12 protein-coding genes and 1 pseudogene are annotated in these 13,168 nt (G+C 39.9%); 9 read left to right on the plus strand and 4 right to left on the minus strand.

What is annotated here, in order from left to right; genetic code table 11:
- Positions 1–426: 426 nt before the first annotated feature.
- Positions 427–717, minus strand: a complete 291-nt coding sequence (locus tag FJR38_RS04300) for a YggT family protein (protein WP_168492435.1) — start codon at positions 715–717, stop codon at positions 427–429.
- Positions 718–970: 253 nt separating this feature from the next.
- Between FJR38_RS04300 and psbX the strand changes: the two genes are divergently transcribed.
- The 4 genes from psbX to FJR38_RS04320 all read left to right on the plus strand — a co-directional run bounded on the left by psbX (position 971) and on the right by FJR38_RS04320 (position 3,416).
- Entirely contained in the window at positions 971–1,090 is a 120-nt protein-coding gene (psbX, locus tag FJR38_RS04305) for a photosystem II reaction center X protein (RefSeq protein WP_096669626.1), read from the plus strand.
- A gap of 193 nt (positions 1,091–1,283) precedes the next feature.
- Positions 1,284–2,219: a Ycf66 family protein gene (locus FJR38_RS04310; RefSeq protein ID WP_168535656.1), complete on the plus strand. Its 936-nt coding sequence runs from the start codon at positions 1,284–1,286 to the stop codon at positions 2,217–2,219.
- 33 nt (positions 2,220–2,252) lie between these two features.
- Positions 2,253–2,813: a PD40 domain-containing protein gene (locus tag FJR38_RS04315; RefSeq protein WP_168535658.1), complete on the plus strand. Its 561-nt coding sequence runs from the start codon at positions 2,253–2,255 to the stop codon at positions 2,811–2,813.
- Between the two features lie 78 nt (positions 2,814–2,891).
- Positions 2,892–3,416: a PD40 domain-containing protein gene (locus tag FJR38_RS04320; protein ID WP_168535660.1), complete on the plus strand. Its 525-nt coding sequence runs from the start codon at positions 2,892–2,894 to the stop codon at positions 3,414–3,416.
- Positions 3,417–3,520: 104 nt separating this feature from the next.
- Here the strand turns inward: FJR38_RS04320 and FJR38_RS04325 are convergent, their stop codons facing one another.
- Complete coding sequence (locus tag FJR38_RS04325) at positions 3,521–4,516, minus strand: succinate dehydrogenase/fumarate reductase iron-sulfur subunit (protein ID WP_168535662.1); 996 nt, start codon at positions 4,514–4,516, stop codon at positions 3,521–3,523.
- Positions 4,517–4,821: 305 nt separating this feature from the next.
- Between FJR38_RS04325 and FJR38_RS04330 the strand changes: the two genes are divergently transcribed.
- The 3 genes and pseudogenes from FJR38_RS04330 to FJR38_RS04340 all read left to right on the plus strand — a co-directional run bounded on the left by FJR38_RS04330 (position 4,822) and on the right by FJR38_RS04340 (position 7,227).
- On the plus strand, positions 4,822–5,061 hold the full coding sequence (locus tag FJR38_RS04330; RefSeq protein WP_168492426.1) for a hypothetical protein: 240 nt from the start codon (positions 4,822–4,824) through the stop codon (positions 5,059–5,061).
- A 709-nt stretch (positions 5,062–5,770) separates the two neighbouring features.
- Positions 5,771–6,196: an AbrB family transcriptional regulator gene (locus FJR38_RS04335; RefSeq protein WP_168492425.1), complete on the plus strand. Its 426-nt coding sequence runs from the start codon at positions 5,771–5,773 to the stop codon at positions 6,194–6,196.
- A gap of 174 nt (positions 6,197–6,370) precedes the next feature.
- Positions 6,371–7,227 (plus strand): annotated as a pseudogene (locus FJR38_RS04340) (lysostaphin resistance A-like protein).
- Between the two features lie 118 nt (positions 7,228–7,345).
- Here FJR38_RS04340 and FJR38_RS04345 read toward each other — a convergent pair.
- Positions 7,346–7,732: a hypothetical protein gene (locus tag FJR38_RS04345; protein WP_168492423.1), complete on the minus strand. Its 387-nt coding sequence runs from the start codon at positions 7,730–7,732 to the stop codon at positions 7,346–7,348.
- 250 nt (positions 7,733–7,982) lie between these two features.
- Between FJR38_RS04345 and hslO the strand changes: the two genes are divergently transcribed.
- Together hslO and FJR38_RS04355 are read left to right on the plus strand one after the other, a co-directional pair.
- Positions 7,983–8,888 (plus strand): Hsp33 family molecular chaperone HslO, encoded by a 906-nt coding sequence (gene hslO / locus FJR38_RS04350; protein WP_168492421.1) that lies wholly within the window; start codon positions 7,983–7,985, stop codon positions 8,886–8,888.
- Between the two features lie 163 nt (positions 8,889–9,051).
- The gene (locus FJR38_RS04355) at positions 9,052–11,127 is read left to right on the plus strand and encodes a chromosome segregation ATPase (RefSeq protein WP_168492419.1); all 2,076 of its coding nucleotides are present in this window, start codon (positions 9,052–9,054) and stop codon (positions 11,125–11,127) included.
- A gap of 105 nt (positions 11,128–11,232) precedes the next feature.
- Here the strand turns inward: FJR38_RS04355 and crtD are convergent, their stop codons facing one another.
- On the minus strand, positions 11,233–12,777 hold the full coding sequence (gene crtD, locus FJR38_RS04360; RefSeq protein ID WP_168535664.1) for a C-3',4' desaturase CrtD: 1,545 nt from the start codon (positions 12,775–12,777) through the stop codon (positions 11,233–11,235).
- Positions 12,778–13,168: the final 391 nt, after the last annotated feature.

A 13,168-nucleotide genomic window follows, 5' to 3' on the forward strand; every position in this document is an offset into this window, starting at 1 on the left:
CCGCAATTTTTGCAAGGTAATATTCACACAGGCTTTGTCCAGGATATGAAAACGCTGTAATTGGTCAGTTGTCAGTTGTCAGTCGTCAGTTGTCAGTTGTCAGTCGTCAGTTGTCAGCTGTCAGTTGTCAGTTGTCAGTTGTTAGTTGTCAGTTGTCAGTTGTCAGTTGTCAGTTGTCAGTTGTCAGTTGTCAGTTGTCAGTTGTCAGTTGTCAGTTGTCAGTTGTCAGTTGTCAGTTGTCAGCTGTCAGTTGTCAGTTGTCAGTTGTTAGTTGTCAGTTGTCAGTTGTCAGTTGTCAGTTGTCAGTTGTCAGTTGTCAGTTGTTAAGAAGTTTTCCCTACTCCTCTGCTCCTCTGCTCCCCTGCTCCCCTGCTCCCTGCTCCCTGCTCCCTGCTCCCTGCTCCCTGCCCCCCTGCTCCCTGCTCCCTATTGCCTGTATAACATGGTCAGTAATCCTTGCTGGCCTAGTAAAATTTCCCGAATGAAGCTGAAAATACCTACCCATAAAATGGGAGTAATATCTACACCGCCAATAGGCTGTATTAACTTCCGTGACGGGATTAAAAAGGGTTCAGTCGGCCAAGCGATGAGATTAAAAGGCAGACGATTGAGATTGATTTGGGGATACCAGGTCAAAATAATGCGGAAAATAAACAAAAACGTCATCACCCCCAACACGGGGCCAAGAATCCAAGTCGTCAAGTTAACACCAGTCATTTTGTTTAGCTACTATCTGTGAGAAAATCCAAAACTTGAGCGCAAGTTGAAAAACTTTAAGCTTTGTAACGTATTCTTTCTTCAATTTTAACCAAATGGTGTCATTTTGTTGTGAGAATAGAAAAACAAAGTTATTGACTTGAGAGCAAAAATCAAGTAGATACCAAGTTAGATATATAATCCTGGTCTACTTTCCAAGAAAGTGATACAAGATTAAAATAAGAATGAACTGTGTAAAAAAAGGTTGAGAACTATGACACCCTCTTTAGCAAATTTTCTTTGGAGTCTGGTTTGGGGTACTGCGATTGTGGTAATCCCAGCTACTATTGGTCTAATTTTCATTAGCCAAAAAGATAAAATCCAGCGTTTTTAATTTTTAGGGATTGGGGATTGGGGGACTAGGGACTGGGGATTGGGGAGGAGTTCTGAGCTTTCTTCTGACAATGCACCATAGTGTAAGCTATAGTTCTGAACTCCCTGATTCTTCTTCAATAATATTGTGACTAGTTAAAGTAGTGATAGTAAATGTAACTCGCTAACATAGATTTGATATTAGGAAAACACTCATGATTAATTTTGGGCTGAATTCAGCCAGTGTTTTAGCTCAGGTAAATTTTGGAGCGAACTCAGCCAGTATTCTCGGAATTTTCCTGGCTGTAGCTGGAGCAGCATTGTATTTTCTGCGTTCTGTCCGTCCAGAACTTTCAAGAGATCAAGACATATTTTTTGCAGCGGTTGGGTTATTGTGCGGCTTTATTCTTGTTTTCCAAGGATGGCGGCTTGACCCCATTTTGCAATTTGGTCAGTTATTATTGGTAGGTTCTACAGTATTTTTTGCTGTTGAAAGTATTCGTCTGCGGAGTATTGCGACTCAACAAGCGAAACGGAATACTCCTATTGTGGATGATGAGCGAGAGGTAAGTAGAAAATACTCTTATTCGGATCGACGTAATTATCAAGCGGAGATGGATGCAGATTTAGAACCGCTACCTTATGAAGAAGAGGAAGCCCCTCCACGTCCAAGAATTCGCGGTAGTCGAGATGAACGTTCTCCCCGTGATGATTATTATGAAGCCCAACCACCACGCAGTTCACCAAACGCACGGACTAGGGAAAAACCAGATACATCAGAAAGAAAGCGTCGTCCTAATTCTGGGCGTTCAGTCAGTCGTCCAAATGGGAGTGATGTAGATGATGAAAATTGGGGTTCTGCGTCCAGAGAAGTTGATGATTGGGAAAGTTCTCAAGAACAAGTAAGAAAACCATCACGTCGTAGTAATAGCGGTAATAGTAGACCTCAGTCAACGGGAAACCGTGATGTCAGCCGTGAGGATGATGTTGCTCCTACTCCTAGACCGAGAAAGCGTCGTCCACCTAGAGATTCAGTGCCTCCTAGAAGACAGGATGATGATGAGGCGATACCAACTGAATATGTACCTTATAATCCCATTAATAAGTCAAATAACGAGCCAGATAATACCGATTTTGATGACGACATTTAGAACTTTTTGGGGTGGGCGACGGAAAAGAGTGATGTGAAAACATTTACACCTAGTTTTTGGCTCCAAAAATCAATTTATTGGAGCCTAATTTTTGGTTTGACAAGTTTGCTGATATCTTGTGCGGCTGATAATATCCCGACGGGAGTAACTTCTCTGAACAGCCGATATGCTGAAGAACAACCTGCGTTAAGTGGAAATGGACGTTTTTTGGCATTTATATCTAATCGTTCTCGTCATCAGCAGTTGTTGGTATACGATTTAGAAAGTCAAAGTTTTATTTCTACACCAGGTTTAAACCGACAATCAGCGATCGCGGAAAGTCCTAGTCTAAGTTATACAGGTCGCTATATTTGTTATATTACCAGTGATCAAGGTAGACCTGTGGTTGCACTATACGATCGCGCTTCGCAAAGATCACAAATCCTTACTCCTAGCTATCGTGCTTGGGTGAGAAATCCTAGTATCAGTCCTGACGGGCGTTATGTTGTCTTTGAATCCTCTAGTCGCGGACAATGGGATATTGAAGTTTTAGATCGCGGACCGACGATTGAGTTAGATATTCCTAATGGTGCAACGGTAAAAATTGACAATTGACAATTGACAATTGACAATTGACAATTGACAATTGACAATTAAAAAAACTTCTATTTTTGCCTGTTGCCTCTTCTCTAAATGAATTATAAATTCTCAATTATTTTATTTCTATGCTCAATTCTCTTAACTGGGTGTTTTGGTTATCCGCGTTTACTAAGTTACCCTTTTGATCCTGGTGGAAGGAGTCTCAACAGTTTTGCGTCGGAATTAAACCCCCAAATTTCTGGGAGATATCTTGTGTTTACTACTGATCGGAGGGGTAGTCAAGATGTATATATGTTTGATACGGTAACTCGGAATTTGGTAGATTTACCTGGTTTAAATTCCTTCGATATGATTGCTTCTCATCCTGCGGCTTCTGAAAATGGTAAATTTATTGTCTTTACAGCTAGTCGTGAAGGTCGAGCCAATATTATTTTTTATGATAGAGATGTGCGCCAATCACGGAATTTAACTGGTAATCTGCAAGGAGAAGTTCGCAATCCGACAATTAGTGCTGATGGTAGTAGAATTGCCTTTGAGTATAGTAATAATGGACAATGGGATGTTTTGGTTTATGATCGGTTTGGGCAAAAATTGAATATTCCTCAAGAGCCAAGTTAAGCAGGTGACAGGTGACAGGTGACAGGTGACAGGAAAAAGAAGGAAGAAGGAAAAAGAAAGAGTTAAGTAGGGGCGCAGGGCTTGCGCCCAGAATTGAAAATATATTAATCGGTTTTTTGTACAGATTCGATGAGCGATCGCACTTGTTGAGTTCCTTGAGAGGGTTCAAAGGAAAGGGGAAATTTACCTCGCGCCAGCATTCTTAAACCCAAAGGTGCAAGACTAAGTAATCCTTGAAGATCGCGGAAGTAATTACCAACTACCTGAATACCAAATTGGCGTTCATCAATCCAACCACCTTGTTTTACTAAGTCTACTAAAACTTTGCGGTGGCGAATTGCCCGACTGTCACTCTTCTCTTTACGTTCGAGAATTTCCTGTTTAATTTTGGTAATTTGCTCTAATGGGGCAACTTCCATTGGACAAACCGAATCACAGTAAAGACAACGAGTACAACCCCAAACGCCTTGAGTTCCTTGACTATAGTTTTCTAATCGTTCTTCTGTGTTATTATCACGAGAATCTGTTACCATGCGATATGCTTTCGCCAGAGCATGGGGACCAACAAACTCAGGATTAACTTCCAGAGCATTACATTCAGAATAACAAGCCCCACACATAATACAATTGCCAGTTTGATCAAGGAGCGATCGCTCTTGTGGCGTTTGTAAAAACTCTCTTTCTGGAACTTGTCTACCTGCTGTACTTACATAAGGAGCAACTGTCTCCAAATTATTCCAAAAACTACTCATATCTACAACCAAATCTTTAATTACAGTCATGTTCCCTAAAGGTGCGACTGTAATTTCTGGAATAGTCTGAGACTGATTTAGAGATGATGAGATTTTTTCTAGTCTGGCCAGTTCACTACCCACATTTTCCTTACAAGCCAAAGCAGAACGGCCATTAATCCTCATCGCACAGCTACCACAAATTGTATTGCGGCAGTTTTTGCGAAATGCTAAAGTTCCATCTTGCTCCCACTTAATCTGATTAAGACAATCCAAGATAGTATTACCTGGTTCTACCTGCAAAAGGTAGGATTTTAAAACAGGGTAAGAATTTTGTTGTTGTCGAGTAATCTTAAAAATAACTTCCATTATTACCAATCCCAGTCTTGAAATTGACTCACCTTCCTCAAAAATTATGAGGATAGGGAAAGATGAAGTTGGAAGCGTAAGGTATAAAAATAAGTTTTCTTTTATCCTTGAGTCTCCAGCATCCTTCAGCCTTTACCCTTCATCCTTGACACTTAAGACCTCTTTCGTCAAGCCCTAGATAGAAAAATTCTACATCTTCAAATATGTAGAAGTGTTAAAGCTAGTGAACATCTCTGCTAGTAGCTATCAAACAGATGATAGATGTGGTAAATTTATTCTTCCCCTAGACAGACGTGCATAATCTAATGGCCGCTTTGGATTTGATGGTGATAAACAATAGAGATTTTCTCCCCCGCTTTTTGTCTCTAGTCATTGATAGCTTAGGTGGTGAAGCCATAAAAATTCTAGAATTTAACCCACTCATTCCCAGAAAACTAGCCCGAATTAGATTAACTTTTATAAAAGTCTTGACATCATCCTTATCACAGCATCTAGCCCCAGGAAAATCTCCACTGCTTTTTACATCCTCAACTCCAGGGATTTAGATCAAAATTTATCGGGAATTTGAATTTAAAATTCAAAAAATATTTTGCTATTATTATTTCATGCTAGTATTTAATAGAAAATTACGAAGTAACAAAATCAGGAACAATAACCGCATAAGCACGGCTAATACTTCTCGGTTTTTTCGTAATGTAGAGACTAGAAAATTCATGTCTCTACTGGCAGAATAAAAGGGTGTATGTCCGTTAGACCACATACAAATACTATGCTGTCTTTAGCTAAAGATGAGGATTAGGCATAAGTCTAAAAATCAACGACAAGAAAGATTAGCATTGAATGTGAAAAACCTGTATTTTATTGACTCTACGCGGCAGTTCCTCTATTTGGAGAAACCCCAATACCGGGCTGTCTTAACTTTTTTGGAGTAGAACTAACCTGATTTGTAACGGTGGCTTGAAGTTACACCGCACTCAGTAGACCAAAGAGAAAATAATTTAATTTCTGATGGCCAATGATGGTTAAAAACGCAGTAAAATCACTGAAATTAATGTTTGTGGCAACTATGACTTAAAACCCTATTATAGACAACTATGATAGAGTCCCTTGTTGCTTTCATTTCAGCAGGAATTCACCCAACACCCTTACGTCTGTCAGTGTCTGAGGTCTAGTGGCGCTTATTGCTCCATGCTGGAATCAGAGGACAACGACATTATTGATCAGTTTGAAGAGATTAAGGAAAATTAGAGCATAATGACTGAAACTGCAACTGCCCCATTAACAGGAAAAGCACTGCTGGCGAAAGTTAAAGAACTTTCGACTTTACCACGTCGGGAAAGAGCAAAGCAATGTGGTTATTACACCGTTACTAAAAATAGCCAGGTTCGGGTTAATCTCACAGATTTTTATGATGCTTTATTGTCAGCAAGAGGCATTCCTCTCAGCCCAGAAGCACCCAAAGATGGACGTGGACGCGAACCGACATATCGGGTAAGTGTACATCAGAACGGTCAAATCGTGATTGGTGCAACTTACACTAAAGCTATGGGCTTAAAGCCTGGTGATGAATTTGAAATTAGACTAGGTTACAAACATATTCACTTGATTCAGCTTGGTGAAAGTGACAAACAATTAACTCCGTCAGATAATGAAGCTGATGAATCAGACGCAGAAGAATAAATTTTTCACTGATCTGAGTAATTTATCCCTAAAGCTACGGCTAACTAATAGCAGTAGTTAAAGAATTAAGGTGAAATAAAGACATAAAAAACGATTTGGCTGCTTCCATAAGTCACAAATTCTAGTAGAGTCTTGATTATTAATCAAGCAATCTATTTTTGTGGGAAGTTAGTCATGTTTCTTATGTCTATTTCACTCTCATTTTTAGAGCCATCGGCCAATACTTTGCTGGAGTATCTTAAAAATACACCAGTATTTTTAGTCGTGGCTTTTTTATTGTCTGGGTAGGTTGTTGGTTGCCATTAGTAGCAATTTTAGCTCTTGTCTTTAAATGGCAAATTAACAAATCTTTACAAACAGAGCAAAAAATTCCTTTATTGCTATCTCTTTATTTATTAGTTCCCCTAATTCTGTGGGGATTTCAATGGTTGAAATTGGGTTCTTTCCCTGATTATGGATTAGTAGGGAAAGTTAGTATTTTGGGTTCTTTATTCCTGGGTTTTAGCTTGGGAGTCTTGAGTCTAGCTATAGTATTCTGTGGTCAAATTGCTGCTGGTTGGTGCTATTTAGAAAAATCCCATCTCCAGTTAATACCATCTAGTTTATTAACTATTTCCTTGGTGGCTTTGTTTGTGGGGGGAATAGAAGAACTTGTATTTCGGGGCTTTTTATTAACTCAGTTAGAACAGAATTACTCAATTTGGTTAGCGGCAATTACTTCTAGCTTGATTTTTGCTGTCTTACATTTAGTATGGGAACAAAAAGAAACTATTCCTCAACTGCCTGGACTATGGTTGATGGGGATGGTATTAGTATTAGCCAGATTAGCTGATGGGAATAACTTAGGGATAGCTTGGGGACTTCATGCGGGTTGGGTATGGGCGATCGCGACAATAGATACAGCAGGATTAATTACCTACACAGATAAAGTTTCTGAATGGGTGACAGGGATAAATAAAAAACCCCTTGCGGGGTTAACAGGTATTGTCTGCGTTTTAGCGACGGGGGGAGTGCTTTTATGGATGTTTTAGTTTTTATGTAATTTTTTTCTCACGCAGAGGCGAGGCAGCGCGGTCTTGGGGGTTTCCCCATGAGTGACTGCCGTCGCAGAGGCACGGAGAGGAGGAATTGGTAGGGGTAATTCATGAATTACCCTTTGCTTGCGGCTAAGAACTGACGTAAGCTGACTAAACTCAGGGTTTGTCCTAAATTTAAGGGTAAGATGGATATGCCTTCTAAACGGGATTGTACCCAACCTTCTCCCCAATACCATTCGTGAAAGCCATCTATACCTCCACTAAGTAGTAAGCGTAAACAGTTGGGTTTGACTATTTCTACTCGATGATGAATGGATACAGGTCCTGTCCAGGTGGTGAACTCGAATCCTGGTGGCAGTTCTGTGGGCATTTCTGAGGGGAAACGTTGTCCCAACAGCCATTTTTTCAGTTGCTCCGGATGAAGAATACTGTCATGAATAGCATCGGCTGATGCTTCAATTTCGATGCGGATTTGGCTTTTCTGAAATTTACCTAGCATGATAATTGTCAGTTGTTAGTTGTCAGTTGTCAATTGTCAGTTGTCAGTTGTCCGTTGTTAGTTGTCAGTTGTCAGTTGTCAATTGTCAATTTAAGAGATGTATTAATCTCTGCTTTAGAAGGGCTGTTGTTAGTTGTCCGTTGTCAATTGTCAATTGTCAATTGTCAATTATTAAACTGCCCCCTTTTCCCCTAGTCACGAAACAACCTAAAATATAAAAGTCACCTTGTAAAGAATTGTAAGGTTTTTCATGGCAGATCAATTAATTCGTGCCACTGCGGCTGATGGTGGTATTAAAGCAGTAGGTGTGATTACCACCCGGTTAACAGAAGAAGCTAGACAACGCCATAAACTTTCTTATGTGGCTACAGCAGCACTAGGAAGAACTATGACTGCGGGTTTGTTAATGGCTTCAAGTATGAAACGGGTAGGTTCTAGGGTTAATGTTCGAGTTAAGGGGGATGGCCTTTTAGGTGGTATACTGGTAGATGCGGGCTTAGATGGCACAGTTAGGGGCTATGTGGGTAATCCATCGGTAGAATTGCCACCCAATGATCTGGGTAAATTAGATGTTGGGGGTGCAGTCGGTAAAGGCTATCTTTATGTAGTCCGCGATATTGGCTATGGCTACCCTTACTCTAGTACGGTAGAACTGGTTTCTGGGGAAATAGGTGACGATGTTGCTCACTACTTGGTTAGTTCCGAACAGACTCCTTCAGCTTTAGTTTTAGGTGTATTTGTGGGACAAGAGGGAGTAACAGCATCTGGAGGAATATTGATACAAGTGTTACCCAAAGCTGCTAGAGATGAAGAGCTAGTAGCCATATTAGAATCACGGGTTTCGGCTTTATCAGGGTTTACACCATTACTCCAAGCTGGTAAAACACTGACAGAAATCTTTAATGATTTGTTAGGAGATATGGGATTGAACATATTTCCCGAAACTCAGATGTTACGCTTTCATTGTGGCTGCTCTTTTGATCGGGTACTAGGGGCGCTGAAAATATTAGGCGAAGCGGAACTGCAAGACATGATTGTTAAAGATGATGGTGCAGAAGCAATTTGTGACTTTTGCGGTAATGTTTATCAGGCCAGTAGTGATCATTTAACTCAGTTAATTGTTGATTTGCAAAAAGAATCTGCAATTTCTGGTTAATGTAACTAGTCATACTCAAACCAAAAAACAGTAATGTTATTGATGGGAGTGGTAAATGCCAAGGATAGCTTTTTATTGATGGGAAAGTTAGGATAGCCAACATAAAATTATCTAGATCGATCTACCTGTAAAAGATCGCTATTCATTTAGTGTGGTGTGAGCAATGACAGAGCGGGATATTCCAGATAATTGGTCTGCGGATCAAGTAGGAGAACCAATTGGGCGGAAGCACAACTACATAGAAAATCATCAAAATACGGATACCGCTGCTATTGGTTCTAATGTTAAGTCAGTGAAGAAAAGAAAAAAACAAGATGGGGCGGATTTGTCTATAAATAATGATTCGGAAGCTGCTTTTAATCTCGGACTAATAACTGAGAAACTGCCACACTGGATGAAAAACTGGGTACTGTGGGCGGTAATACTAACTTTAGTGCCTGGGAGTATGGGTTTTATGGCAATATCTATGCTGTTTAAACTGCCCTCTGCTCCTAATTGTCCACAGATTTTTTGGCCTTTGGCCAGTGCGTCAGTGAGGATGCACTGCGCTCAGTTGGCGGCTTCTAAACAAACAATTAATGATTTGTTGCAAGCGATCGCTCTAGTTAAACAATTACCAGATAATCATCCTCTCCGGAGCGAAATTAATCGTTTGTTGGAGGAGTGGTCACGGGATATTCTCAAGCTGGCTGATGAGAGTTTTCAGACGGGGAATTTGGAGGAAGCAATCAAGACAGCCCGTCAAATTCCTGCTGATGTCACAGTTGGTCAACTAGTAGAAGCACAAATTGAAAAATGGCAGTTGATTTGGTCACAGGCTGAAGAAATCTACCAAGATGCCGAAAAAGAACTGCGTCAAAGAAATTGGCAATCGGCTTTTATGCTCACCGCTAAATTATTGCGGGTAAATAACAAATACTGGTCAACTACTAAATATGACCAATTAAATAACATTATTGTCACGGCCAGGGAAGACGGGGATAAACTTTACAAAGCCGAAAATTTAGCCAGAAGTCGAAGTGTGGATAATTTACTCAATGCTATTAAACTAGCTGAGTCAATTAAACCAGAAAGTTATCTATATCAAAAAGCACAAGAGTTAATATCTGGATTTGCTCAAAAAATGCTCACACTGGCACAAGCTAAAATGAGAGAGCGAGATGCCGATACAGCCTTGGAAATTGCCCGCCAAATCCCCCCTATTCCTGAACTACAAGCTGAAGTTGATGATTTTATTATTTTAGGTGAGGCCAAAAGAAGCGCCTATATTGGAACTGTGGCTGGGTTAGAAACAGCAATTTCTCAAGCGCAACAAATAGATGCTTCTAGGGATGTTTATAATGAAGCACAACAATTAATTGCTCGTTGGCAATTGGAAATTGAAGATGTTTCTCGGTTAGAAAAAGCCCGGAATTTAGCCAGTCAAGGCACAGTTAATGATTTAACAGCAGCTATTTCCGAAGTACAGCTAATTCCTGGGAGTAATCCTCGCGCTACAGAAGCACGTCAAGAAATGGGGCGCTGGCGGGGTCAAGTGGAATCTATTGAAGATAGACCATATTTAGATCGGGCTGAACAAATAGCTATTAATGAAGATGTTAGCTCATTACAAACAGCGATCGCTGAAGCTAGTCAGATTCGTTCTGGTCGAGCATTATATCCAGAAGCTAGAAAAAAGATTAGACAATGGACAGCAACAATTGAACGTATTCAAGATCAACCATATTTAGATCAAGCTAAAGCCTTAGCAGACAGCGGTAGTTTAACAACTGCTATTAGTGAAGCCCAAAAAATTGCCTCATCAGGACGCGCTTTATCTGGTGAAGCCCAAACAGCTATAGATAGTTGGCAAGAGCAAATCCGTGCCAAAGATAGTTGGCAGAAAGCCAGGCAAGTCGCTGTTGCTGGTACACCGGACGCTTTAGTTCAAGCTATCCAGTTGGCAAATCGGGTATCTAGTCGTAATGTTTTACGTTTAGATGTGAATATTGCTATTGACCAATGGAGTCAACAATTGTTACAAATGGCACGTTCTCAAAGTGAAGTGGATGTTGCCAGAGCCATTGATACAGCCAAGTTAATTCCTCGTGGTAGTGGTGCTTATACGGATGCTCAAGAACAAATTAAAACTTGGCGACAATTTATGACTCCTAAATCACCACCTAGTCCGTCTATGGAATCTATTCCTGAACAAACACCAATCATGGAAGAAGTTGAGCCTTCAGCCAGCCCTAATTAATTTATCACTTTGCTAATTTTAAGTATGAATTAGTCTCACGCAAAGGCGCAAAGTGAGGAATCTTTGATTTTTCAATTTCATACTTAAATTTAGCAACATCCTCATCTAATTCTCCGCGTTCTCTGCGCCTCTGCGTGAGACAAAATCTTGAATTTGTCTAACTACTGTCAAAGCTGAATAACTCACCCCCGCAGTTCCTTCTCCAGGATGAGTAGAATCACCAACTAACCATAAATTATTAATAGGTGTTCTATTAGCAAAACCAAAGGGTCCAAAAGTAGGAATTCTTTGACCAATACCGCCAACAATACCCGATTTTCTGCCTGTATAATGAGCAAAAGTGCAGGGTGTGGCTGCTTCTACATAAATGATAGTTTCTGGTTTTAGATAGAAATATTCAGAAAGTTTGGATATTGCTTCTTGAGTGAATTTTTGTTTTAAACTTTCATAATCTTGTGTTTCCCACCAGGGAGTAAAATCAACAAAGGAAGAAGCAATAATTGTGGCTTTTCCTAATGGTGCGCGGCCATCTCCTTCATAACTCACAGATACAAACAGAGAATTATTTTCACCAATGGGTTTATTAATATCATATAAAAATTGTAAATGAGGTGGACAATTAGGGGGAATTGCACTTTTTTCTACACCTAAATAAACAACAAATGCACCGGAAGCTGGTGGGAGTTTTTCTACTCTTTGTTTATATCCAGAAGGTGCTTTTTCTCCTAATAGTTGAACTAAGTTCTGAACAGTAACGTTAGCAATTATATGATCTGCTGATTCTGTCCAAGTTTCCCCGGTTTTTTGATTTTTAATAACTACGGCTTTGGCTTGGTTATTTTCAACTTGAATTTTTTCGACGGTGTGGCGCATTAATAATTTACCACCATCTCTTTCTAAGGATTCTACCAAGCGATCGCTCAATACTTGCATACTTCCTTGCAGATGAAATAATCCTTGGGGTAATTGGGATACACTCAAGGCTGTGGCTGCATAAAGTAAAGCTGTTTCTTCGGCACTAACTTGAGAATATAATTTCAGTTGTAAATCTAAAAATGTCCGCAGTCGCTGGTTATTTCCTAAACCACACAACCGCAAAGCATCACCGACAGTAAATAATGTGAAAGGTGCGGTAATCAATGTATTTGGACGCACAGCTTTGATTAATTGTCCTAAATCCCATAAATTCCGCGGTGGTAAAACAGGATCACGTCCTTGAAATTCCCAACTAGCTTTAAATAAGGTTGTTAATAATTGCCAAAATGGTTCACTACCAGGAAACTGTTTTTGGCGTTCTTGTTGCCATTTTTGAGGATCACGCCAGACATTAATTGGTGTAGATTCTCCTGGTAGATATACCGCACAAGCTGGGTCACAAGGTGTAGCTGCGGGTAATTCTATATTTAATTCTGAGAAAATGCGGTGATGAATTCCCCCTGCTTCTAAACCTGCAACTTGTGTCGCGCCAACATCAAAGATAAATCCTTGACGTTTGAAGGTGGAAGCACAACCTCCGGGAACTATTGCTTGGTCGAGGATAAGCACACTATGACCTCTGTGGGCTAATAATGCTGCGGCTGTGAGTCCACCTATACCCGCACCGATAACGATGATACGGGATTGTTTTTTGGTATCAGTAATATTTGACATTGATGATTAACTTTATAATTCTTTATATTGCTTATTATTAGTTTACAATAATTTGTTTGTTTATTCCCTAGTAAGAGTTGTATAAATTCTTATAAACGAGTTTTAAAGTAGGAAAATTGTCAGAATCAGGATTTACAGGATTTAAGGATGTACAGGATTAAGACTGAGATTTTATCATTGAGAGGATTTACGCATACTTTACGGAAAAATTAACCACTCCAGGCGCAGAGTTCATAGAGAAAAGAGACCTTGAGAGATATTTTGCGTAAGTCCTGACCTATCACCTATTAACGTAAGTTGTTAGTTAGAGAAGTCGTCTGAATCAGGATTTAAGGATGTAGAGAAATTGCAATCCATTAATGTAGGATCAATCTCAAATTCAGCACTGTTT

Origin of the sequence: Anabaena sp. UHCC 0253 (assembly GCF_009712085.1) — a bacterium.
In the GTDB taxonomy this organism is placed as follows: Bacteria; Cyanobacteriota; Cyanobacteriia; order Cyanobacteriales; family Nostocaceae; genus Dolichospermum.